The 23,923-nt window shown below is 58.6% G+C and carries 23 protein-coding genes and 2 tRNA genes; 16 read left to right on the forward strand and 9 right to left on the reverse strand.

Annotated elements, in window-relative coordinates; all coding sequences use genetic code 11:
• The first annotated feature begins 390 nt into the window (after positions 1-390).
• The 7 genes from GSQ80_RS22635 to GSQ80_RS22665 all read left to right on the forward strand — a co-directional run bounded on the left by GSQ80_RS22635 (position 391) and on the right by GSQ80_RS22665 (position 11,034).
• Positions 391-3,948: a TonB-dependent receptor gene (locus tag GSQ80_RS22635; RefSeq protein WP_158789876.1), complete on the forward strand. Its 3,558-nt coding sequence runs from the start codon at positions 391-393 to the stop codon at positions 3,946-3,948.
• Between the two features lie 163 nt (positions 3,949-4,111).
• Positions 4,112-5,320: a lipopolysaccharide assembly protein LapB gene (locus tag GSQ80_RS22640; RefSeq protein ID WP_158789877.1), complete on the forward strand. Its 1,209-nt coding sequence runs from the start codon at positions 4,112-4,114 to the stop codon at positions 5,318-5,320.
• Between the two features lie 555 nt (positions 5,321-5,875).
• Entirely contained in the window at positions 5,876-6,571 is a 696-nt protein-coding gene (locus GSQ80_RS22645) for a response regulator transcription factor (RefSeq protein WP_254059876.1), read from the forward strand.
• Positions 6,552-8,024 carry an ATP-binding protein gene (locus GSQ80_RS22650; RefSeq protein ID WP_158789878.1) on the forward strand — a complete coding sequence of 491 codons (1,473 nt, stop codon included), beginning with the start codon at positions 6,552-6,554 and terminating at the stop codon, positions 8,022-8,024. Before GSQ80_RS22645 ends, GSQ80_RS22650 begins: the two co-directional genes overlap by 20 nt.
• Positions 8,025-8,389: 365 nt before the next feature.
• Complete coding sequence (locus GSQ80_RS22655; protein ID WP_158789879.1) at positions 8,390-9,025, forward strand: DUF2306 domain-containing protein; 636 nt, start codon at positions 8,390-8,392, stop codon at positions 9,023-9,025.
• A gap of 263 nt (positions 9,026-9,288) precedes the next feature.
• Positions 9,289-10,419, forward strand: a complete 1,131-nt coding sequence (locus tag GSQ80_RS22660) for an NAD(P)/FAD-dependent oxidoreductase (RefSeq protein WP_158789880.1) — start codon at positions 9,289-9,291, stop codon at positions 10,417-10,419.
• 51 nt (positions 10,420-10,470) lie between these two features.
• On the forward strand, positions 10,471-11,034 hold the full coding sequence (locus tag GSQ80_RS22665; RefSeq protein WP_158789881.1) for a YceI family protein: 564 nt from the start codon (positions 10,471-10,473) through the stop codon (positions 11,032-11,034).
• A gap of 435 nt (positions 11,035-11,469) precedes the next feature.
• Here GSQ80_RS22665 and GSQ80_RS22670 read toward each other — a convergent pair.
• Positions 11,470-11,544: transfer RNA gene (locus GSQ80_RS22670), tRNA-Phe, on the reverse strand.
• Between the two features lie 250 nt (positions 11,545-11,794).
• On the opposite strand from GSQ80_RS22670, the gene GSQ80_RS22675 reads away from it, so the two are divergent.
• From GSQ80_RS22675 to GSQ80_RS22700, 6 genes are all read left to right on the forward strand, one after another.
• Complete coding sequence (locus GSQ80_RS22675) at positions 11,795-13,366, forward strand: adenosine deaminase (RefSeq protein ID WP_158789882.1); 1,572 nt, start codon at positions 11,795-11,797, stop codon at positions 13,364-13,366.
• 82 nt (positions 13,367-13,448) lie between these two features.
• Positions 13,449-13,739, forward strand: coding sequence for a hypothetical protein (locus GSQ80_RS22680; protein WP_158789883.1), 291 nt, complete (start codon positions 13,449-13,451; stop codon positions 13,737-13,739).
• A 276-nt stretch (positions 13,740-14,015) separates the two neighbouring features.
• Positions 14,016-15,821, forward strand: a complete 1,806-nt coding sequence (glgP, locus tag GSQ80_RS22685; protein WP_158789884.1) for an alpha-glucan family phosphorylase — start codon at positions 14,016-14,018, stop codon at positions 15,819-15,821.
• A gap of 25 nt (positions 15,822-15,846) precedes the next feature.
• Positions 15,847-16,155: a pentapeptide repeat-containing protein gene (locus GSQ80_RS22690; RefSeq protein ID WP_158789885.1), complete on the forward strand. Its 309-nt coding sequence runs from the start codon at positions 15,847-15,849 to the stop codon at positions 16,153-16,155.
• Positions 16,155-16,610: a thioredoxin-dependent thiol peroxidase gene (gene bcp, locus GSQ80_RS22695; protein WP_158789886.1), complete on the forward strand. Its 456-nt coding sequence runs from the start codon at positions 16,155-16,157 to the stop codon at positions 16,608-16,610. Before GSQ80_RS22690 ends, bcp begins: the two co-directional genes overlap by 1 nt.
• Positions 16,611-16,612: 2 nt before the next feature.
• The gene (locus tag GSQ80_RS22700; RefSeq protein ID WP_158789887.1) at positions 16,613-17,353 is read left to right on the forward strand and encodes a polysaccharide deacetylase family protein; all 741 of its coding nucleotides are present in this window, start codon (positions 16,613-16,615) and stop codon (positions 17,351-17,353) included.
• A 21-nt stretch (positions 17,354-17,374) separates the two neighbouring features.
• On the opposite strand, the gene GSQ80_RS22705 is transcribed toward GSQ80_RS22700, so the two are convergent.
• Positions 17,375-17,451: transfer RNA gene (locus GSQ80_RS22705), tRNA-Arg, on the reverse strand.
• A 579-nt stretch (positions 17,452-18,030) separates the two neighbouring features.
• Here GSQ80_RS22705 and GSQ80_RS22710 point away from each other — a divergent pair.
• Positions 18,031-18,837 (forward strand): NF038132 family protein, encoded by an 807-nt coding sequence (locus GSQ80_RS22710; protein ID WP_216850530.1) that lies wholly within the window; start codon positions 18,031-18,033, stop codon positions 18,835-18,837.
• A gap of 96 nt (positions 18,838-18,933) precedes the next feature.
• On the opposite strand, the gene GSQ80_RS22715 is transcribed toward GSQ80_RS22710, so the two are convergent.
• On the reverse strand, positions 18,934-19,362 hold the full coding sequence (locus GSQ80_RS22715) for a cupin domain-containing protein (RefSeq protein ID WP_158789888.1): 429 nt from the start codon (positions 19,360-19,362) through the stop codon (positions 18,934-18,936).
• Positions 19,363-19,573: 211 nt separating this feature from the next.
• On the opposite strand from GSQ80_RS22715, the gene GSQ80_RS22720 reads away from it, so the two are divergent.
• Together GSQ80_RS22720 and GSQ80_RS22725 are read left to right on the forward strand one after the other, a co-directional pair.
• The gene (locus GSQ80_RS22720) at positions 19,574-20,035 is read left to right on the forward strand and encodes a cupin domain-containing protein (protein ID WP_158789889.1); all 462 of its coding nucleotides are present in this window, start codon (positions 19,574-19,576) and stop codon (positions 20,033-20,035) included.
• Between the two features lie 63 nt (positions 20,036-20,098).
• A complete protein-coding gene (locus tag GSQ80_RS22725) occupies positions 20,099-20,695 on the forward strand; it encodes a DUF2911 domain-containing protein (RefSeq protein ID WP_254059878.1) in 597 nt (198 codons plus the stop codon).
• Positions 20,696-20,786: 91 nt separating this feature from the next.
• On the opposite strand, the gene GSQ80_RS23585 is transcribed toward GSQ80_RS22725, so the two are convergent.
• Genes GSQ80_RS23585 through GSQ80_RS22755 form a run of 6 tightly spaced genes read right to left on the reverse strand, consistent with a single transcriptional unit; the run spans position 20,787 to position 23,908 of the window.
• The gene (locus GSQ80_RS23585; protein WP_254059879.1) at positions 20,787-21,140 is read right to left on the reverse strand and encodes a hypothetical protein; all 354 of its coding nucleotides are present in this window, start codon (positions 21,138-21,140) and stop codon (positions 20,787-20,789) included.
• A complete protein-coding gene (gene gcvPB / locus GSQ80_RS22735) occupies positions 21,140-22,687 on the reverse strand; it encodes an aminomethyl-transferring glycine dehydrogenase subunit GcvPB (protein WP_158789890.1) in 1,548 nt (515 codons plus the stop codon). The genes GSQ80_RS23585 and gcvPB overlap by 1 nt, the downstream gene beginning before the upstream one ends.
• A 2-nt stretch (positions 22,688-22,689) precedes the next feature.
• Positions 22,690-22,878, reverse strand: coding sequence for a hypothetical protein (locus tag GSQ80_RS22740; protein ID WP_158789891.1), 189 nt, complete (start codon positions 22,876-22,878; stop codon positions 22,690-22,692).
• Positions 22,879-22,904: 26 nt separating this feature from the next.
• The gene (locus tag GSQ80_RS22745) at positions 22,905-23,270 is read right to left on the reverse strand and encodes a hypothetical protein (RefSeq protein ID WP_216850533.1); all 366 of its coding nucleotides are present in this window, start codon (positions 23,268-23,270) and stop codon (positions 22,905-22,907) included.
• A 12-nt stretch (positions 23,271-23,282) separates the two neighbouring features.
• Positions 23,283-23,645, reverse strand: coding sequence for a hypothetical protein (locus GSQ80_RS22750; RefSeq protein WP_158789892.1), 363 nt, complete (start codon positions 23,643-23,645; stop codon positions 23,283-23,285).
• Positions 23,645-23,908 (reverse strand): hypothetical protein, encoded by a 264-nt coding sequence (locus GSQ80_RS22755; protein ID WP_158789893.1) that lies wholly within the window; start codon positions 23,906-23,908, stop codon positions 23,645-23,647. Before GSQ80_RS22755 ends, GSQ80_RS22750 begins: the two co-directional genes overlap by 1 nt.
• Between the last annotated feature and the right edge of the window lie 15 nt (positions 23,909-23,923).

The following is a 23,923-nucleotide window of genomic DNA, read 5'->3' on the forward strand; positions in this document are numbered from 1 at the left end:
TCGCACCGTGATAGCGAAGATTGCGCCAGGAATAGGGTTCTTGCCGAACGCGAGGAGGCCGCGCAGAAACAATTTCTGGCCGCTGAGGATCATCCACTCGACACCCCGGGCCAAGTAACGGAATAGATTGCGCTTAGTTGCATCGGGAGTGAATAAGGTGCCTCCTCCGAAGTTACTTGACAATCGTCAGATTCGAGGTATAGGTTTTCCCCTGTCTTCAAAGCAGAACAAGTTTTTCCCTTGAAACTAAGGATTTCAAAAGGACCTCAACACAACACTGGCAGAAGGCGCTCGAACGCCGGCGGTGCCCAACTGAACCATGATCCAGAAGTTCGGAATCACGGTCGTTGAAGGAAGTTGTAATTGCAGCACGACATTACTGGAGGCAATATGGTGAGAAGTTTGAGGCTGCAATTGATGTTGGTCTTTCTGCTGACAGTCCCTCAATTGGTTTGGGCGCAGGCAGGAACGACCGGTACGATCCTCGGAAGGGTCAGCGACAGCACAGGAGCCATCATTCCTGGAGCACCAGTTGAGGTGACCAACCTTGCTACAGGCGTCACCATCAAGGTGACCACCAGCGGAACGGGCGATTACACTGCGTCCAACCTGACGCCCGGAAGCTATCAGGTATCCGTCCAGACGAAGGGGTTTTCTAAGACCGTCGTGAGCGGCATTACACTCGTCGTTGCACAGGAAGAACGAATCGACTTCCAGCTAAAGCTCGGAGCCGCGAGTGAAACAGTTCAGGTAAGCGCCAGTGCTGTTGCATTGGATACCGATTCGTCCGCAGTCTCCCAAATTGTCACGCAGCGGCAGATCTCCCAGCTTCCACTCAATGGCCGAAATTTCACCGACCTTCTCTTCATTGGCGCGGGTGCCGTCCAGACGGTCGGCGAACAAGGCCAGATGCGGCAAAATGAAGCCAACGCTATCAGCATCAATGGTGCGCGGCCGGAATCCAACAACTACACTCTGGACGGCCTGACCAATACCGATACTGCTCTCAATACCCCCGCTGTGATCCTCTCGCAGGATGCCATCCAAGAGTTCAAGGTGCAGAGTGCGACCTATTCTGCGCAATACGGCTTCAGCGCCAACCAGGTAAACATCATCAGTAAGAGCGGAACCAATCAGCTCCACGGGTCCATCTTCGAGTTCGTCCGTAACAATGCTTTTGACGCGATACCACACCAGACCATCACCAATAACAGCACTGAAAATCCGGAGTTGCGGCAAAATCAGTTCGGATTTGTCTTGAGCGGTCCCGTCGTGATTCCCAAGCTCTACGACGGAAGAAATCGGACTTTCTGGTTGGCCAACTACGAAGGCTGGAGGATTATTCAAGGCGGACACCTATCGGGCTATGCCCCGACGACGGCCGAACTGGGCGGCGATTTTTCGGCCGAAACTGCCACGCTTCCCGCCTACGGAACATCAGCCTGCACAACACAATTGCTTGCCGGCAACAACTGCTTGCCCATTGATCCGCTCACCGGTCTGCCATTTCCCGGCAACATGATTCCCAGCGATCGATTTTCCAGGTTGGCGAATGTGACCTCCAAAACGCTGTCCACCGGCACGACCGATCCAAATGGAACGGGCCCGTACAACTGGTTTGCTACCGCAAATGCCAGCACCGTGACCGATCAGCAAACCTACCGCGGTGATCAGGACTTCAAGCGTTTCGGACAGATCTTCTTTCGGTACACCAAGGCAGATTACGACAATCAAAATTACGCCACCGACTCACTCAACCTGAATGCCGGTGCAAATATTTTCACCGAGAATTCGACCAGTTGGACGGGCGGCTACACACTCGCACTTCCAAAAGGATTTATCAATGACTTCCGCTTCGGCAAACTCGAGGCTATTTCTATCCAGGGAGATAGCGCCGCCAGCCAAGCGGATATCACCGCCCTCGGCTTGACGGGAGTCTTTACAAACCTGCCCTCATACGCCGCCGGATACCCGAATCTCACGTTTGGCTCAACCAGCTATATTAACGGCGGCAGTCCCGGCAATAACCCGACCACCAGCGACATTCCCGTATGGGAGTTCGCAGACTCGGTGTCGAAGCAGCATGGCGCTCACGCCTTCAGCTTCGGCGTGGACTACCGCTCCTGGGTGCAAAAGCGCAATCTCGCCACGAACTTCTTAGGCTCATACACCTATACCAGCAATCTCGTTACCCTTAACGGAACAGGCGGCACCAATGGCTGTCCCGTCGGAAATGTGACCTGTGGAACGGGCAACTTCTACGCGGATTACCTGCTCGGTTACTACAACGGCGCCGCAACCTTTCAGCCAGGTCCGTTCTCCGCAACCGGCGCAGCGCCCGGGCACTTGAATCAATATGTCTTCAAATATTTCGCTCCCTATTTCGAGGATGACTGGAAGGTAACTGCCAAACTCACCCTGAATCTGGGCCTTCGTTGGGACTTCCGTAGCATCCCTTATGCGAATGACCAGGCAGCCCCGAATGTCGGCAGCAACCAACTCTTCTGGCTTGATCCTCAAAATGTCAAAGGAGGACTTTGCTTTGCGGACCCGGAATTGTTGACTGACGGCATCGCTCCCGCAGGGAACGACTTCTACCGCTACTGCGGCAAGACACCCAGGGCGGCATCGAAGCTCCCATTTGCTCCACGCTTTGGCTTCGCCTACAGCATCGACCCAAAGACGGTCGTGCGTGGGGGCTACGGTATCTTCTTCGACTCGTCTGAGACTCGCGAGATGGACAACTCCGGCGATCAATATCCATTCCTCATTCGCACAAGCCTCACTTCTTACGCAGACAATCCGCTGAAATCGACCAACCAGCTGTTTACCCCGCTGACCGCCGTCGCACCGGTGTCGGCCGCGGCAAATGGTAGCGCATTCACGGCGGTCATCCTTTCTGAATATCCGCAGAACCCTTATATGCAGCAGTGGACCCTTTCGGTTCAGCGCCAACTTGCCAGGAACACCACACTGGAGATCAATTACATCGGCAATAAAGGAACGCACTTGCTCGAACGATTCAACGTTGACCAGCCGGGCGCGCTGCCTTCCCAGGATGTATTACCTTGCAATGCCAATCCCGCCGATACAACTCATGATTGCCCTTACACGATGCGTCTCCCGTTGCCGAACTTCACCAGCAGCAATGGATTTCTCGATAGCAAATGGATCGGTTACTCCAACTACAACTCAGGCAACGTAAAACTCGAACATCGGTCCGAGGACGGCGTCGCACTGCTCGTCTATACCTGGGCGAAAAGTATGGATAGTAAATCTGCCGCTGCCGGCATCGGAGCCACCAACAGCTTTGCGGGTCCCATGGATTCAGCGAATCCACACCTCGACTACGCCCGGTCTGACTTCAACGTTGGCCAGCGTTTCGTCGCCAGCTATGCTTACCGTCTACCGTTCGGTCGCGGCAAGAAGTTTGGTGGAAACGTGAATCGTGCCACAGACGCCGCGATCGGCGGATGGGAGCTTACCGGTATTGGCACCTTTCAACAAGGCTTCCCCTTCTCGGTTCTTGCTACCGATCTGTATGGCCTCTTAGGCGCTCCTAACCAGCGTGCCAACGTCGATGGCAACCCTAAGGCTGGATTCCACAAGAGCACCGCGGAATGGTTCAATACCTCGGTCTTCTCGCAACCCCTTGCAGGCACCTTCGGTAATAGCGGACGCAATATTTTGGATGAGCCCGGCATCAGTAACTGGGATATGGGCTTAGTGAAATACTTCAGCCTCACCTCGCGCATCAAGTTGCAGCTGCGGGTGGAAACCTTCAACACCTTCAACCACACCCAATGGGGAGTCGATCCGACCACCCAAGGCAGCAGTGGGCCGGGTACAACTGCCGAAGTCACCAACGTCAATGCCGGCAACTTTGGGCACCTGACAACGGCTCGACCACCACGCGTCATACAATTCGGCGGCAAGATAACCTTCTGACGCCCTTTCGCAAAATGTTCAATCCGCTCAAGCCCAGGTGCCGTAGTCTGACTACGGCGCCTGGAGCAGTTCTCGAAGCACCCGCAGATTTATAGAAAAACCCGCTCCAGCGAGGCCAACCGTTGCGGAAGTGATCCCGAGAGATTAACAGGATGGGCCCGCCTTGCAAAGCAAATGGCTACGTAGAATTTTCTTTCTCATACTGGTGGGCGCTGGCGGTCAACATATCGCGGCCGCACAGGGCGCGGACTTCGAGCGTCTTTACAACGCCGGCCAGGCTGCAATGGCAGCAGGCCAGTATCAGGACGCACTAACTGACTTCAAGCAACTGCTGGCCATCGACCCCGGCGTTGCCGAAGTACATGCCACGCTCGGAGTTCTCTACTACAAGTCCGGAGACTTCGGTCGCGCGATCGAAGAGATACATGCCGCTCGCAAGCTAAAGCCGGGCCTGCCTGGATTGGACACCTTATTAGCTTTGTCGCTCGCTGAAAGCGGCCGGTACAAAGAGTCACTTCCAGGATTAGAAAAAGCGTTTCATGCGTCGCCTGATCCGGCCCTCAAGCGCCAGGCAGGCTTGGAACTCGCTCACGTGTATGCAACGTTGGGGATGGATCGGAAAGCAGTCGAGACGGCTCTCGAAATGCGCGATTTGTACAAAAACGATCCCGAGGTTCTCTACAACGTAGGCAAGATCCTCGGAAACTCCGCCTATCTGACCATGCAGGATCTCTTCCACGGTGCACGAGATTCCTTGTGGGCTGAGCTCGCAAGAGCCGAAGCGTATGAGAGCCAAGGCCAAGTCCCCGATGCAATTCAGGCTTACGCGAATGTTCTTGCACTGGATCCTCATCATCCGAATATCCATTACCGTATGGGTCGCACGTACCTCTCTCATTGGAAAATGGTTCATGAGGAGAGCGACTTCAAGAGTGCAGAAACAGAATTCTCCAAGGAGCTCGAAGTCGACCCCGGCAACGCTAACGCCGCCTATGAACTTGCCGATCTGCGTCGCACTGAGGGCGATTTAGCGGCAGCACAACAGCTCTATGAATCGGCAGTCGAATATTATCCAAACTTCGAAGAGGCTGAAGTCGGACTGGGCAGGGTATTGCTGCAGGCGAATAAGCCTGCACTCGCTCTTCCTCACCTGCAGCGGGCAACTGTCCTGCGTCCGGACGATGAAGTGGCATGGTTCAAGCTGGCGCAAGCCCAGCGAATGCTCGGTGACAAGCAAGCGCAGTTGCTGTCCCTCGCCAAGTTCAAAGTACTGCATGCAAAGACCAGTGCAGCCCTGAACACCGCCCTTACCCCACAAGGCACAGACTCGGTTACTCCACAGCAGCTGAATGTAGAAGATCAAAAGCAATGAGTGACCCAAGTAGGAAGAGTTTCATCTGAGGCTGAAACCTCGCCACTACGAGGAGCACACATCGGCTTTTCTCAACGATGAAGTTGAGCAATATTGTGATTCCGCGGTGGCAGGAGGTCAGCACTACTGCGAGACCGTCGCCAGTCAGGATCCAAGAGTCTATATCAGACTTCCAAAGTCCTTGGGTGGTCTTCGTGAAGCTCACGGTGCAGTTCATCGACCTTTGCCGTTGCACTCTCAAGGGCCTTTGTTCCGGCAGGCGTCATCTTATACACGCGCCGTTTACGCCCTCGGACGATGTCAAACCCTGGCTACAACAAGAGCCTGGTAATGGCGCACTCAATCGCCAAAGGAAACCTCTTCTGAACGAAATATCTGTAAACCGCGATGCGGATCGGGTCGCCAGGTCCCGCCAGGGAGCCTCTCTTGCGATTGCACGACTTCTGGATTGAGCGGGTCCTTCGCTTTGTTGTTAGGTTCGAAGGTGGCCTGATCATGATGACGATTTGTTCATCTGGTGCGATGTGCGTTATGGACGCCTGCCCAATGCAGTCAATGGCTTATGCTCTTTTCATGCGGTTGTTGTTGGTGGAAGATGAACTCGAGATTCAAGACTTTCTGAAGACGTCGCTTGCCGATGAAGGGTATGAGGTGGATGTTGCGGGAGACGGAGGGACAGCGGAGAAGTTTGCGTCTGCCAAGGTCTATGACGCGCTCATTGTTGACCTCGGGCTGCCGGACCAGGATGGCATCGACTTGATTCTGCGACTGCGGCGGCAAGGCGTGAGCAGCCCGGTGATGATCCTGTCGGCGCGACGGTCTGTGGACGATCGCGTGGCGGGGCTGGAGCAGGGTGGCGACGATTACCTAACGAAGCCATTTGCTTTAGCAGAGTTGCTGGCGCGGATGCGCAATCTGCTGAAGCGAAACGCAGCCACGAGCTCGAGTCCAATGACGCTGCACGTGGCTGACCTGGAGCTGGACCTACTGCGACGCAGAGCCTCGCGCGGCGGAGAGCTATTGAATCTTAGCCCTCAGGAGTTTGTGTTGCTGGAATATCTTTGCCGGCATGCTGGGCGCGTGGTGACGCGATCGATGCTGCTGGCTGAAGTATGGGGCATGCGGATTCAGCCGGACACAAACGTGGTGGACGTGCATATCTACCGGCTTCGCGGTAAGGTCGATGTGGAGGGACGGGAGCCGCTCATCAAGACGCTGCGAGGTGTCGGGTATGTCCTCAAAGATCGATAACAAACGGCTTCACAGCGCGGCCTGGCGGATCTCGCTGTGGGCGACGCTGGCGTTTGCGTTTGGGACCTTGCTCGTGTTCGTGGGACTGCACCAGTTTGTCGCGAATGACATTCAGCGGCGCAGCGATGCATGGCTATCGGGCGAGGTCGGGACGCTGGGCGATGTGGCCGAGCGCACCCCGAAGGATCGTTTGTACCACCGAGTCGTTGGCGAGGTGGCGGAGCTGGCGAGTCGAGAGGTTCCGAACCGATCGCGGAATCAAGGCAAGGAAAATGACTCGGTCTTCTTTCTGCAGGCGGATCCGACGGGGCCGCCAAAATTGTGGGTAGGTGCGGGTGACGGCGAGGCGAACCTCGCGGCCATTCGGGCTCAGAAGGTAGTGCCTGATGTCCCCTTTCATTTGAACGTGAAGGGCTTTCCGAAACCGTTTCGGGTGGTTGCATCGCCGATCAACGATGGAAGTTTCATCTACCTGGGCCTGTCTGAGCGCGACGAGTTGCGTGTGCTGCGTAATCTTCGAATACGTTTCCTGTGGCTTGGCCTGCTGATCGTTCTGTTTGGATTTGGGATCGTGTTCTACACAACACGGCGCATGTTGGGTCACGTTCGAGAGATCACAGAGGCGGCATCTAGAATCGGCGAGTCCGATCTAAGCCGGCGCGTTCCCACTACCGGGCAAAACGACGAGATTGGACAACTGTCCCGTACGCTGAATCGTATGCTTGACCGGATTGAGAGCTCGGTGCATCAGCTGCACACCATAACCGATTCGCTTGCGCATGACCTGAGAAGCCCCCTGACCGCGATACGCGGGAAGCTGGAGATGTCGCTCTCTGAGGCCGGCGCAGACCCCGAGGCGGAACCGATGATCGTGTCTGCCATTGAGGAATTGGATCGGCTGACTGAGTTCTTGAACACCTCGTTGGACGTTGCCGAGGCCAGGGCGGATGCTCTTCGCTTGACGCGCACAGAGATCGATCTGGATGAGGTGATGCGCGTGATGATGGATCTGTACGAACCCTGCATGTCTGAGCACGGACTGCGAATGCAGTTGCGCAGCGGCGGCGCCGTCAAGGTGTTTGCGGACGCGGCGTTGGTACACCGTGCGGTCGCCAACCTGCTCGACAACGAGCTCAAGCATCTGCCAGCCTCCTGCACAGTGACGATCGGCCTGCAGGCGGAGAACGAGGCAGCGGTAGTCACTCTGGAGGATGATGGGCCGGGTTTCGCCGCAGAGGTACAAGATGCCATGTTTCAGCAGCGTGTGAAGGGACGAAACTCCAGCGGACATGGGCTCGGTCTGGCGTTCGTGGAAGCGGTGGCGCGAGCGCATGGAGGAACAGTGATGGCTTCGAACCGAGCCGAAGGCGGCGCGCGGCTGGTGATTACCCTGCCGTGCGTGCAGGAGTCGCAGGAGCGGTCCGGACAGTCGGTTGCCGCGGAAATTGGATGATGCAGCGTGTTCGGGCTGGCCAATAAGTGAAGGCGCGGATCTTCGCTGAGTTGCGCGGGTCCGGCCAGGGTTGCCACACGGACAAAAGCGCTTCGAAGCCATCCATGAACGAATCGTCATTCCATCATTCGTCTGTGAGTGCTATCTAGTTAATAGATATCTCGTCTTAAAGAGTGGAAGTTGTGTCGAGACAAGCCGCCTGTCCTCAAGTAGCCGATGGTCTCGGGATCGCGTAGCCTCTTGACCTTCGAGTACATCACTCAACATTCGATCGCGCAGGCGGTGATGCTTGTGTTGGAGCCAATAATGCAGCAGGCGCGAACGGCGCAACGTGGGTGTGCGACTAACAGCGTTCGAGGAGAATGATGGCAACTTCCACTCTGCCAGCGCCTAGTCCCGCCAATTCCAGATTCAAGACGATTCTCTGGGTTTCGCTTGGTCTCACGACGCTCTTTGTCTTCATCACTTCGGAGGTCCTCCTTGTCACCGACTACCCGATGTACCATGCCTATCGCCTCCAGGTTATCGCTGACCGCGGACTGCTCGTCCCGCATACCCTCTGCGGGACCTTTGCTCTGTTGGCCGGTCCGCTACAATTCTCGTCGCGTTTTCGGCAGCGCCACCTGAAGCTTCATCGCATCCTGGGCCGCATGTACTTCCTCTCAGTCATACTTGGCGCGTTTACGGGAATCGCTCTTGCCGCCGGGCGCCCCGGCCTGCCAGGGACCGCCATGCAAGGGACCGCCTGGATCATCTGCACTACCGCAGCCGTGATCGCCGCACGTAACCGCCAGATCGCCGTACATCGACAGTGGATGGCGCGTTCCTATGCGGTCACGTTTACCTTCGTCTCCAGTCGTGTACTCAATCTTGTGCCAGCCTACTGGAGCCATCTTGGCGATGTCCTGTCAGCGGTCGGGGTCATCGCCTTCACGCTAGTTTCCATTCTTCTCGTCGACCTCGGCCTCAACTGGCACGAGCTAACGACGCGCCGCACCTGACAATCCCACCCAACTCAGGATGGATGCGAAATACCCTCGCTGTGACAGCCTGTCCTGCCACATGAAACGGCTCGTCACCGTTGCGCGAGATCAGTAGCCGAATCAATCGCCCGCCGCCGACTGGCACCAGCTCTTTCTGATCTCAAGATGACGTTTCGTACAGAATGACCCTCAAACCATTTCCTTGCACGTCTATCAGGTTAGAAAGCAGCAGACCCTCTCGCTAGCAATAGCTTGAGCATCCCAAGAACAGGAGTAACGCATTGCACGACGAAGTCCTTATCCTAGGTGGTGGAGTGGCGGGTTGTGCCGCTTCAATCGCGCTCGCTCGAAAGGGACGAAGCGTCACACTGATTGAACGCGAGCCCACGCCGCGCCACAAGGTCTGCGGAGAGTTTCTAAGTGGTGAAGCTCTTGAGGACCTGCATGCGCTGGGTATCGACGTGGCATCGCTTGGGGCTGTGCCCATAAATTACGTTCGACTCGCCGCGTCGAGACGAGCCGCAGAGGCTCCGCTACCTTTTCCCGCAGCCTCCCTCACGCGCAAGGCGCTCGATGCAGCGCTCATCGCTGCTGCCATCTCCGCGGGAGTCCGCGTGGAGCGTGGTCGCAGTGTGCAGTCACTCAATCGCGCCGCCGGTAACGTTTGGCGGGCTACGCTCGACGACGGTACTACCTACGAAGCTCCGACCGCCTTCCTCGCCACGGGCAAGCACGATCTCCGCGGCCACGGTCGCCCAAAAGACCCTCACCAGTGGGTCGGCTTCAAGATGTATTACCGGCTCTCTGCCGCCCAGACAGCTGCCCTCGCGGACGCCTCCGAGTTGACACTCTATGCCGGAGGCTACGGCGGTATCCAGCCGGTGGAGGACGGCGTTACGAATTTCTGCTGTGTGGTGCAGCGAAAATATTTTGCACGTGCGGGTCTTCGCTGGGACGCTCTTCTTGCAAAGATGCAGCAGGACTGTCCCCACCTCGCGATGCGCCTGGACGGTGCGGAGCCGCTGCTCGACAAACCGATCACCATTACTCACATCCCATACGGGTACCTCCGCCGCGCAACCGAGGATGGTCTTTACTGCATCGGCGATCAGGCAGCCGTGATCCCGTCATTCACCGGCGATGGAATATCCATAGCCCTGCATACCGCACATCACGCGGCAACTGCGTACCTTGCCTCGGAGCCGGCGCCCGTCTTCCAACCAAAGCTGCGCTCCGCCATGCTTCCCCAGATGCGTCTTGCCGAGCTCGCCGCCGATGGCTTGAATAACGCACTCGCTCGCGCCGTACTGCCGTTCTGCCTTAGAATTTGGCCCGGTGCGATGCGCGTGACCGCCAGGATGACGCGTGTCACCCAGCCAGCCACTATTGCTCCACAGGCGTTCGCAAACTGAATGAGTCGCGCTTGTGGCAACGCTTCCGGTCGAAATCCTAAAGGGAACTCCATGAAATCCTTCGTAGTTCTCGCCCTCGCTGTCGTCCTCGCTCCGGTCGCGCTCGCACAACACCAGACCTTTGTCGTCAGCCCCGATGCGAGCGAGGTTAAGATGAAACTGAATACGACCCACGAGGTTGTGAACGGCGTCTTCCATGTGCAGTCCGGATCAATCGGTTTTGACCGAAACGGTGCTCATATCTCTGGAATCATCATCGTCGCAGCGGGCAGCGGCAAGACAGGAAACGACAGCCGCGACAAAAAAATGAACAAAGACATTCTCAAGACGGACCAGTTAGCTACTGTCTCTTTCGCCCCCAAAGCGTACACTGGACCGCTTGTCGCGTCGGGTGACTCGACCATCCAGGTCAGTGGAGTGTTCACTTTGCTTGGAACTCCACATGACCTAACGATTCCACTGGAGATCCACATGGAAGGAACGAAGGCCACGGCGAAGGCGCACTTCGTCATTCCGTATGTGCAATGGGGTCTCAAGAACCCGAGCTTCCTGATCTGGAAGGCTGAGAACGACGTGACGATTGATCTAAATCTCGTCGGCCAGATTTCCAATTAGCAACTGCTCGTTTCGGGCCGCCGCAAGGGCATTTCGACAACTCGAGCATAGTATCGAGATGTCCGACAGCGATGTTGGCAGAAACTGCTATCGCTTCGCCGCGAGACGCCAGGCGACTTCTATGAAGACAAACTGCTCTCCCCGTGCCGCTACGGCGTGAAGGGACAATGTCCCGGAAACGGGGGCGCTCTCAGCGGGTCGACGCAACAATGGCATGGACTTTTGCCCGCCGTTCAAATTGCGAATCTGTACGTCAGTCAAGGGCATTTGGGGGCAACTCTTTCTGGGCCTGGGGCAACGTTTTCGGAATGGCGAGTTGCCCCCAGACTGCCTGCGCTGTCAAGGAACACGGCGGGACGCGCTGAGATACCTAACGCCGAAAAATAAGGAGTTATGCTCCTTATAAGACTTGCTGGGATGTCCTGGAATGAGTGGTGGTGGCCAGAGACGGGATCGAACCGCCGACGCCGGCCTTTTCAGGGCCGCGCTCTACCACTGAGCTATCTGGCCTTGGCATGCTTTTGCGCGAACGCAACCCTCAGGCAGCCAAGATCGCCCGCCGGGCTCGTGCGTCTCAACTTCGCCTGCCTGTCAGGAGGGAATTACGGCTTCATCGGTCGATGGCGCCTTCGAGAACGTCGACCCACAGTATAGCAATCCCTCTGCCCAAGCTCCAAACTCATGCTCCAAACTCCTTCGCCCCGAACCCCACCCCTGCGGTATCCTTGGACAATTCAAAGCACTCGAAAGGCACGGGAATATGGTCCGCGCTCGTATCGCTTTCACCCTCGCCCTCACCGCGCTGGCCTGTACCTCCGTTGCCCAAAATAAATCCGCCGCCAACGCCGCCGCCTCCGGCGAAGCCCGCGCCACCCGCGCCCTCAATGCTGCCAAAACCCTTGGCCCCGGCGAGCTCTACGCCTTCCTCAAACCCTTCCCCAAGGGCGCCGACCTCCACATGCATCTCTCCGGCGCCGTCTACGCCGAAACCTTCCTCGCCGAGGCCGTCAAGGAAAACCTCTGCGTCGACCCCGACGCCCTCAAGCTCGCCCCGCCCCCCTGCACGAAACCTCTCCTCCCCGCCTCCGACACCCTCACCAACCAGCCCCTCTACGACAAGCTCATCGACGCCTTCTCCATGCGCAGCTACGTCCCGTCCAGCGGCTGGAGTGGCCACGATCAGTTCTTCTCCACCTTCTCTCGCTGGGACGCGCTCAAAAAAGCCGCCGTCGCCGAATGGCTCGACGAAGTAGCCACCCGCGCCGCCGCACAGAACGAGCAGTACCTCGAAATCATGCAGACCCCTACGTTCGCTCACGCCAGGGGACTCTCCAACCAACTCGGCTGGCCACCCGACGCAACCTCCAGCATCACCGCCGACCAACTCGCTGCCCTCCGCGACGAACTCTTCGCCGGCGGCCTCCGCGATGAAGTCGCGGCCGACGTAAAAGAGCTCGCCGACGCGAAAGCAGCGCGCAGTGTCATCGAGCATTGCGACTCTCCCGACCACGAGTCCGCCGCCTGCGGCATCACCATCCACTTCCTCTACCAGATCCTCCGCGGCTTCCCACCCCAACAAGTCTTCGCCCAAACCCTCCTCGGCTTCGAAGTCGCTTCCACGAACCCTGACGTCGTCGGCATCAATTTCGTCATGCCCGAAGACGGCCGCATCTCCATGCAGGACTATCACCTCCAGATGCAGATGCTCGACTACCTCCACAGCATCTACCCCACCGTCCGCATCTCGCTCCACGCCGGCGAGCTCGCCCCCGGTCTCGTCCCCTTCGAAGGCCTCAGCTTCCACATCCGAGAAGCCATCGATCTCGGCCACGCCCAGCGCATTGGCCACGGCGTCGACGTCCTCTACGAAGATCATCCCGACGCCCTCCTCAAACAGATGGCCGACCAGCACATCATGGTCGAGATCAACCTCACCTCCAACGCCGGGATCCTCGGCATCGAAAAGAAAGCCCATCCCCTCGCCGCCTACATGTCCGCGCACGTCCCCTGGGCGCTCTCCACCGACGACGAAGGTGTCTCCCGCATCGACCTCACCCACGAGTACGCCCGCGGCGTCGAGGAACAGAACCTCACCTACCTCGACCTCAAGCGCTCCGCCCGCACCTCCCTCGAACACGCGTTCCTGCAGGGAGAAAGCCTCTACTCCTCGCCCGACGACTTCGCCCACCGCAACCCCGCCTGCGCCGCCCCCATTACCCCCACCGCCGAGCTCACCCCCGCCTGCAAAGCCTTCCTCATCGCCAACGAGAAAGCCGCCGCCCAGTACGAACTTGAAGCCCGCTTCGCCGCCTTCGAAGCCTCCATCCCCTAAGATCTTCTTCCATCCCTGCCCGACCCCAGCCCATACGCTAGACTGAATCTCGCAGCATCAACACAGCAGGAAGGGAAGCCCGATGAAACGTGTTCTCTCGGTAGTGTTTCAATTCATCCTCTACCTTGTCGTCTTCGGCATTGGCTCGCTGCTCCCCGGCGCGAACGTCCTCCCCACCTGGAGCATCTCCACCGGCCCCGGCCGCCTCTTCGTCTACGACGGCCTGCTTCTCATGCTCCTGATCTATGTCGTGATCCTACTCATCGCCGCCGCCCGCAAGCGGATCAACATCACCTTCCCGAACGCGACCATTGCCCTGGTCCTCGCCCTGATCATCGGCCTGCTCATGAAGTTCGGCTTCAAGAGCGTCTAGATCCTCCACTTCGACGGGTCGTTGATGAACGTTCGCTCATATTTGAGCAGACCAAAGTTTGCTCCAGTACCGCAGAGTACCGTGCCAAAATCGGTTCATTTCCCACTTTCCCTATTTGAACCTTGGTAAACTACAGCGGCAGGAAATTCTGTCGGCAAGCTGAATGCGATCCGAAAGACTGATCGGACAGCGCATTTTGTCGATGAATTTCCTGTTTGCTGTATTTGTACCGTCTCGGCCAGAAGGTCGGGCCCGGAAGAGGATCCTCCCTAGATCATGAGCCCAGCTCCCACCAATCGCTCCCAATCCCAGCAAACCCAGCCTTCGCCAGCATCCTTCGACATCACCGCGCGCAAGATCGCGTACTTCTCCATGGAAATCGCCCTCGCCAAAGCCCTGCCCACCTACTCGGGCGGCCTCGGCATGCTGGCCGGCGACACCCTCCGTTCTGCCGCCGACACCGGCGTCCCTCTTGTCGCCATCTCGCTCGTGCACCGCCGCGGCTACTTCGAGCAGCACCTCGACTCCCACGGTCAGCAGACCGAGAGTGACGTAGTCTGGTCTCCCGAAACGACCCTCCCCTCGGCCAACCAGACCATCACCATCACCCTGCAAAATCGCGAGATCACCCTCCGCGCCTGGCGCTTCGACGTCATCGGCCACACAGGCCACATCATCCCCGTCTTCCTGCTCGACGCCGACGTCGAAGGCAACGACCCCTGGGACCGCCGCCTCACCGACCACCTCTACGGCGGCGACACCTACTATCGTCTCTGTCAGGAAGCCATCCTCGGCCTCGGCGGCATCCATCTCCTGCACGCACTCGGCATGCAGCCCGAAGTCTGTCACATGAACGAGGGCCACGCCGCCCTTCTTTCCATCGCCCTTCTCGAATCCCGCGTCGCTCCCTCCCCCCTCAGCACCGCCACCGACGCCGACGCCGAAGCCGTCAAGCAGCAGTGCATCTTCACCACCCACACTCCCGTCCCCGCAGGCCACGACAAATTCGGCCTCGACCAGATGCGCCAGATCCTCGGCGCCGACCGCTCCTCCACCATCGAGCGCTTTGGTGCCCTGCACAACGACCTGCTCAACATGACCTACCTCGCCCTGCGCTTCTCGCGCTACGTCAACGGCGTCGCCATGCTGCACGGCAAGGTCTCACAGCAGATGTTCCCCGAATACACCGTCCACTCCATCACCAACGGCGTCCACGCGGCCACTTGGCTCTCGCAGCCCTTCCAAAAGCTGCTCGACAAGGAAGTCCCCGAGTGGCGTCACGATAACCAGTACTTCAAATCGGTCTACGGCATCGAGCCCGAAGCCATCGAAGCCACCCACTTACCCAGCAAGCTGCGCCTGTTCCAAACGGTCAAGCAACGCACCGGCCTCGACCTCGACCCGCACGTCCTCACCCTCGGCTTCGCCCGCCGCGTCGCCACCTACAAGCGCGCCAGCCTCATCCTCCACTCGCCCGAGCGCCTCATCGAGATCGCCAACCGCATCGGCGGCCTCCAGATCCTCATGGCCGGTAAGGCTCATCCTGCCGACAACGCCGGCAAGGGCCTCATCCGCGACATCTTCACCACCGCAGCCAAGCTCGAGTCCAGCAAGCTCCGCATCCTCTACCTCGAAAACTACGATTGGGATCTAGGCGAGCAGCTCACCAACGGTGTCGACGTCTGGCTGAACACGCCGCTTCGCCCCTACGAAGCCTCCGGCACCAGCGGCATGAAGGCCGCGCTCAACGGCGTTCCCAGCCTCAGCGTGCTCGACGGCTGGTGGGTTGAGGGCTGCGCCGAAAACATCACCGGCTGGGCCATCGAGAACTCCGAAGACGAGGCCGTCGAAGCCGAGCGCGTCTATCACAAGCTCGAGTACTCGGTCGCTCCAGCCTTCGCCGACAAGGCGCAATGGGCCCGCATTCGCCGCCATTGCATCGCCATCAACGGAACCTTCTTCAACACCCACCGTATGCTCGGCCAGTATGTCTCCAACGCGTACTACCCACCCTCAGCCTCCATCGCGGCCTCCAACCAGGTTGTCGTCGACGACGAAGCGCACGTGTCCGTGCTCGTATAAAATCTCCTTCATCGGAGAGCTTGCGATGAAACTGAACGAAGTAGCCGAGGCGCTGGAGGTGACCCGATCCAATCTCTCAGGCTCATCCTTTAATGACGTCAACTTGTCCAACACACGATTCGAGAACGTGAACCTCTCCGGTTGCATCCTCGAGGACATGAACCTGTCCGGCGTGCGTATCTCGAATGCCTCTCTAAAGGAACTCTGCATCACAGACGTCGCGCTCGCCGGCATGACCATCAACGGCATTCTCGTCACTGATCTGCTGGCCTCGTATGAAGCGATGCAAGTCCTGGCCAACCGCACCGTCACCACTGTTGAGGACGTCAATTAATGCAAGCCGGCGACATAGTAGAAAACTTCACCCTCCCCGATCAGGACAACAACCCCGTCAGCCTCTCTGACTTCGCCGGCAAGCCCGTGGTCCTCTTCTTCTACCCCAAGGCCGACACCCCCGGCTGCACCATCGAAGCCTGCGGCTTCCGCGACCACTTCAAGAAACTCCAGAAAGCAGGAGTCGTCGTCCTCGGCATCTCCCGCGACACCGTCAAAGCCCAGAAGAAGTTCGCCGAAAAATACGACCTCCCGTACCCCCTCCTGGCCGACGCCGACCAAACCATCTGCAATCGCTTCGGCGTCATCAAGCCCAAGACCATGTACGGCAAACTCGTCTCCGGCATCGAGCGCACCACCTACGTCATCGGCCCCGACCAGCGCCTCATCCACGAGTTCAACAAGGTCAAGCCCGAAGGCCACGCCGAAGAAGTCCTCGCTCTCCTAAAGAAGTAAGCATGGCTACCTCGCTAAGCCCGCTTCACGCGACGCTCGCCGCCACTGCCGCCATAGCCGTCACCGCAGGTCTCACCCTCACCTACGCCGCCCTCAGCCCCGGCTCCCAACTCTTCGGCCACACCATCATCGCCGGCACCGACCCCAACGAAGTAGCTCTCACCTACGACGACGGCCCCAACGACATCGCCACCGACGCCCTCCTCGATCTCCTCGCCCGCCACAACGCCCGAGCGACCTTCTTCATGATCGGCCGCTTCGTCCGCCAGCGTCCCGAAATCGTTCGCCGCGTCCACGCCGCCGGCCACCTCATAGGCAACCACACCGACACGCACCCCTGGCTCAGCTTCCTTCCCACCCGCGCCATCCGCGAAGAGCTCCGCGCCTGCAACCAGGCCCTCGAAGACACGATCGGCGCCCCCATCCACCATCTCCGCCCGCCCCACGGAGCCCGCCGCCCCGCCGTCTTCCGCGCGGCCGAAGAGCTAGGCCTCAAGATCGTCCAGTGGAACGCCATGGGCTACGACTGGCAGCCCATCCCCGCCAACCGCATCGTCACCAACGTAACCCGCGGCATCGATCGTGCCCGTACCCGCCACACAGGCGCCAACATCCTTCTCCACGACGGCCACCAGCAGGGAATCGGCACCGACCGCTCCGCCACCGTCCAGGCCACCGCAACTCTCCTGGACCGTTTCGCGCACGAAGGCACGCACACCGTAACAGTCGATACCTGGGCCTAACCTAATTTGTCGAAGAGAAGATGGTGCGCCCGAGAAGATTCGAACTTCTGACCTACAGCTTCGGAGGCTGCCGCTCTATCCAGCTGAGCTACGGGCGCACAATTACATCACGACTCGACCCTATTCAATGTCCCTGCAATCCCACACTCGCCAAATCGGCGCTAATTCTGCTGAGATTGCGGTCCACCAAGCGGGAGACACACATGGGTCAAGCATACCAGAGTGAATCAATCAGGATTGTCCCCAGACCGCGCGGAGATGCCCTCTGCGAATCGCGCTACCGCTCGCCTCAAGCCAACGGGCCACAGGCGAAAACGCGCGCTCTCGATAACATTCACTGAACGGCGGGCGCACACGCATCGCGCTTTCAAAATCCAATCTCACGCAGAAGTTCCTTTCCACTTATCTGCAAAAACCTGCGCTTTCTCCGCCAGACCAAAACTAAGCCTTTCAGAATCAATAGATAGATTGGCCAATGAATTGCACCCTAGGGATGCCCTACGGGAGAAAGCATTTCCCGACCCTAGTGTTTTTTCCCTGCGTCTCTCTCGAGAACGCCTGATGTAACTGCAGCAATCCTCCTTGGTCAAGGTACGTGGATCTCTCATTCGCGCCTGGACGTTTTAGGACCCCGCCTATTCGAGCGATCCTCCCGATTCTTACTGGAGGTAGTTGTCATGCACATCGCTTCAACTCGCAGAAATTCTTTTCGTCTTATAGCTGCTCTTGCCATTCTTGGCTTGGGATACTCGGGCATCGCGCTCGCAGATCCCATTCCCAGTGGCTGGACCTGCAGTGGCTCCTGTGGCTCCCTTGGTGCCAACGGCGTCGTGTCTCTCTCACCCACCGGCAACAGTTCATACGAGTACGTCACCACCAACGGCTCCAGCGCAACCGCTCCTCTTCCTACGGGAGCTCTTGGGGACGAGACCAATGGCTCAACCCTCGCCACGCCCCTCTTCGCGGCGACGGCGGGAACGCCCCTCAACTTCTACTTCAACTTCGTCACCTCCGACGGAGCCGGCTTTGCCGACTACGCCTGGGCGGAGCTCTTCAACTCGTCGAATGATCCAGTCGCGCTGCTCTTCACAGCACGTACGGAACCTTCCGGAAGCATCGTCCCTGGAACCGGATTGCCTGCCCCCACGGCCACCCTGGATCCCTCCTCCGTACCCATCATCCCGGGAGGCCCCGCCTGGGATCCTCTGGGTAGCTATTCCGGCCAGTGTTACGCGGCAGGATGCGGCTATACGGGCTGGATCAACTCTGACTACACGATCGCCGCCGCCGGCAATTACTACCTCGAAGTAGGTGTCACGAACTGGACCGATGAAGCGTTCGATACCGGACTTGCGGTCGATGGAGTGACGGTTGGCGGCGTACCCATTGGTCCGTCTCCGACGCCGGAACCCTCCACGTTCGTGCTTCTGGGCTCTGCTCTCCTGAGCGGCGCAGCAGCGATCAAGCGGAGAATGGCCGCCTAACGCGAATGAAGACCATGACCGCATCGCGAGTGGGGCCTCGGCTCCACTCGCTTCGGTCGCACCTACGCCCAGGAAGATTCGAAGTTGAACTCCACCTCAGCCACCGGGCTGTTTGTTCTCGCGTATAAAACTCTCCGGCGTGCCATCCCCTGGATTCACGAAGACAATGTCCTTCGGATCGCGCCGTGGTGTGTCGATCGCCAGAAAGACCACCGGCCCCTCCAATATCTCCGGCAGCGCGTGCACCGTGCGCCGTTTGAAAACCAGCAAGTCTCCCGCCGCAAACTCCCCCTTGTTCGCGGCGTCTTCCATCCAGAACGTGCCTCTTCCCGAAAGCACATATAGATGCTCGTCGCTACCCACGTGATAGTGCGGCGGCGTCTCCCGATAGACGCGGAACACCCGCACACTCGCCTCCGCCTCATCGATTAAATACTTGTCCAGCAGCAGCGTCTCTGCAGTATCTGGAAACATCGCCGCAATCTCGTTCAACTTGAAATGATGAAAGTGCTTGGCTTCAGCCATAGATCTCCGATCTCCCGATGCAGCTCCGCAGCCTCACACCGGCAAACAATATTTAAGATGTCTGAGCCCGAATTAAGCATCAGTGAGCTGCGATCCGCACCCACGATTCTGCCACCGCGCCCGCCCCGCAAGCATCCAAACCCTAATCGTATCGAGCTCCTCATCGGAGCTCGCCTCCTACTGCCCCACCACCCAAACGGAGATTCCCCGAATGACCTTCAAACTCGGCAGCGCAACCATCACTTTCCTTCTGGCCGCCACATCCTTCACGCCGCTCCTCGCTCAAAACGCACCGCTCAAAGTTCAGGCAGGACAGCGCGAAGTCCTTCTACAGACCGACAAATCGTGGAACGGCAAGCCATACAAGCACTACCCCACCGGACAGGTGCAGCTCACCACACTCAAAGTCACTCTCGCGCCGCACACCGCTCTCCCCTGGCACACCCACCCCTTCCCCAACGTCGTCTATGTCCTCTCCGGCACCCTTACCCTGCACGACAAGGCAAGTGGCAAGACGCTCGTCGTTCACCAAGGCGAAGCCGTCGGCGAGTCAGTCGACGATGTCCATCGCGGCGAGGCCGGCGACCAACCCGCCGTGCTCATCATCACCTACGCCGGAGTCCCCAACGTTCCCACCTCCATCCCCGCCAAAGGCGAGAAGGCCGAGTACTAAATCCACGTCGGCAACGCGCGCACCAGTGTCCCTAATCAACATCCCCGGAGTACCATAGCACCCATGAAGAATCCTTCTCGCTGTACCCCGCTCCTCCTCACCCTCGCCTTCGCCGCAACCCTCAGCGCCGCCCTCCCCGCCTCCGCCCAAATGTCCAACATGGACATGCCCGCCAAGCAGTCGGACGCTTCCGCCAAGCCCCTCGCCAGCCCCGCCGCCCAGACCGATGTCACCCTCGGCGACACCACCATCACCATCAACTACAACTCGCCCGCCATGCGCGGCCGCGTCATCATGGGTGGCCTCGTGCCTTACGGCCAGCCTTGGCGCACCGGAGCCAATCCCGCCACCAGCTTCGTCACCACCGGCAATCTGAAGATCGGTTCTCTCAGCGTTCCCGCCGGCAAGTACACCCTCTTCACGCTGCCCGGCGCTCCCGGAACACCTTGGAAGCTCATCATCAGCAAGAAGACCGGCGAGTGGGGCATCCCCTATCCAGAAGGTGAAGACCTCGGCCGCACCGAGATGCACCTTGCCAAGCTCCCCGCGCCCCAGGAGTCCATGACCATCACCTTTGAGCACACGGAGAAGCGCTCCACCTATCTCCACGTCAAATGGGAGACCACGGACGTGTCCGTAAAGATCGAAACCGAAAAGTAATCAGCCTCCGCTCTTCATCCTCTTGATCAACCCACGCTGGGTGTACCTGTAGCTAAGCCATTTCGCGAAGCCATGGGTACATCCCTCTCTGCTATCGCTCTGAGCCGGACCTACCGAGCAAATCTCTCGCCGTCCGCGCAGGACCCTCGTCGTTGAGCTTATCCAGCGCCGAAGCCACCAGCTCCTTCGCCCCGCCAATCCCCGCCAGCACCGCCTGCAGATCCATCTTCGGCAGCGCAGGATTTCGCTCGCTCCGGCAGTACACCCCATGCTGCCCCACCAGGATCATCGCGTCCGTCAGCACATCGAGCGCAACCGCCAGCCGCCCCCGGGCCTCACCCCGCATAAACTCCTCGCGCTCCAACTCCTCGCCCCGCGCATAGAAAACATCCCCATGCCGATAGAACGGCGAACCTTTCCCCGCGCCTCCACTCTCATCCGCCACTACCACTCCTTCGCCGCCGAGTCCGGCGTCAGCGGTGTCGAAGCCACCGGCCCCTTCCAACGCAGCACCGGCTTCCTCGCCGCCGTCGTCTCATCCAGCCGCTGAATCCGCGTAGTATGCGGAGCCGTCTGCACCAGCTCAGGATTCTCCTCAGCCTCGCGCGCAATCTGCTTCAGCGCATCCACCAGCAAATCCAACTCCTCGCGACTCTCACTCTCCGTCGGCTCAATCATCATCGCGCCCGCAACCACCAGCGGAAAGCTAACGGTATACGCATGGAAGCCATAATCGATCAGCCGCTTGCCCATGTCGCCCGTCTTCACGCCATTCTTCGCCTGCAGCTTATCGCTGAACACCACCTCATGCAGCGACGGCGATTTATACGGCAGCTCAAACGTCCCATCCAGCTTCGCCCGAAGATAGTTCGCATTCAACACCGCATCCTCAGTCGTCTGCCGCAGACCATCCGGCCCATTCGCCAGGATGTACGCCAGCGCGCGAATGAACATCCCGAAATTTCCGTACCACGCACGAACACGCCCAACACTCTGCGGCCGGTTATACTCCAACCCCAGCGATCCATCCGCGTTGGTCTTCACCACCGGCGTCGGCAAGAACGGCTCAAGAATCTTCTTGCAAGCCACTGGCCCCGACCCCGGACCACCGCCACCATGCGGCGTAGAAAACGTCTTGTGCAGATTCAGGTGCATCACGTCCACGCCGAAATCGCCCGGCCGCGTCTTCCCGCACAGCGCATTCATATTCGCGCCATCCATGTAAAGCAGCGCGCCTTTCGCATGCAGGATGTCCGCAATCTTGTGAATGTCCTTCTCAAACACACCGATGGTCGAAGGATTGGTCAGCATGAGTGCGGCAACATCTTCATCCACCATCCGCTCAAGCTCATCCAGATCCACCATCCCCAAAGCATTCGACTTCAGGTTCGCAACTTGATATCCGCAGATCGCAGCCGTCGCCGGATTCGTCCCATGCGCCGAGTCCGGAATGATGATCTTCTTCCGCGCATTCCCCTTGGCCTCGTGATACGCCCGCACCATCAGGATCCCCGTAAACTCTCCCTGAGCTCCCGCCGCCGGCTGCAGCGTAATCGTATCCATGCCCGTAATCTCGATCAGGCACTCACTCAGCAGCTTCATAATCCCCAACGCGCCCTGACTCAACGACTCCGGCTGATAAGGATGCGCCTCGGCCAACCCCTCAATCCGCGCAACGGTTTCATTGATCCGCGGGTTGTACTTCATCGTGCAAGACCCCAGCGGATACATCCCCAAATCAATCGCATAGTTCCAGGTCGAAAGCCGCGTGAAGTGCCGAATGATCTCAATCTCACTAAGCTCCGGCATCACGCCCAAATCATCGGTACGCACCGAATCGCCCAGCAGGGAAGCAGCATCCACCGCCGGCACATCCAACTGCGCCAGCCGATACCCCTTCTTCCCAGCCGAAGACTTCTCAAAAATCAAATCCTCATTCTGATTAACATGCGTAGTAGCCTTGCGCGGTGTCCCAACAAACTTATCTGCCATCTCTACTTCTCCTTCAACCTGCGGCGCAAAATCGCCGACTGCATTACAAATCCAGCTACCAAAATCAAACTCAACACCATAACAAGCCCATTCCACTTGCCACTGCGTGGAATCAGCCAGCGAATCGCACAGACATAAAATGTAGCCGCCCCAAGATCAACAGCGAGAATCGTAAGCGTCGTCTTCTTCACGTGCGTCGTTCTCCAAAATCTTTCTACTACCTCGTCCGCTTCTCATGCTTCCGTTCCGGCTGCTTCCGAATCTCTACCCAATACTCTTCCCGAACATCCTCATCAATCTCAATCGGAATGTTCGTTGCATACAGAGCATCGCCGCCACGCTTCTTCGGTCCCGATATCCAAAACCACTCGCCCGTCTCGCACGCGTAGTTCGCTTTGAACTCCGTCGCCTTACTAAACTCCTTGCCGCGATACGCCAGGCTGCGGCCAGTCTTAGAGAAAGTAACCCTTCCGATACGTCCCGGCCCCGTCAAGCCTGCTGGTGACGACGTCTTGCCCCACCAATACGTTTCCACGAGACCGCCCTTGTTTTCGATGTACATAATCCGCGTCTTATGTGCCATCACTAAATCCTCTTAAAAAACAACGAGTGGATCGCCGGATATGCCCGACGCGAAATGGACGGCTTCAGGGCCTTCGTAATCTTCTTCGCGGAGCGAGGTGCGGAAGATCGTTCCGTTCTCAAACTTGATCTCCAGCGCCCCCCCCTCTTCGGCCGACGTCGTTTCCACCGGCTCGCCAATCTGCAGGCACATCGCGTCGCGATAACCCGGCTCGCCGTGCGCGTAGGAGCCCTCGCCGATCTGAGCGCCCGCTGGAACAAATACTTCGGGCCAGATAAACAAAGTAAGCCCCGGACCATTGAAGTCGAATTGCACATAGTCCTGCACGAATGTCACGGAACTCAATTCCTCGCCCTCAATTGCGCTGATATCCACTAGCCTTCCTTCCGAGCAATCCGTACAACCGCACCAACCATCCATCCCAGCGCCGCGTAAGCCAAAAATTGAAGGCCAACCTCAATCGACCCCACGACCAGGCAGAAGATTCCGCCACCCTGCCCGTGGATACTCCCGAACATCGCCGACGGCCAAAGCACAAGCCAAAGTCCGGTAGCTTCCACATTGCTCTCAATCATGACAAGCATAAGGACGATGCCCAGGCACCCCCCGATGATCGCGCCCTTCGTACTCGAAGTCATCGGGGTCCTGCCTTT

Origin of the sequence: Granulicella sp. L46 (assembly GCF_009765785.1) — a bacterium.
Classification (GTDB): Bacteria; Acidobacteriota; Terriglobia; order Terriglobales; family Acidobacteriaceae; genus Granulicella.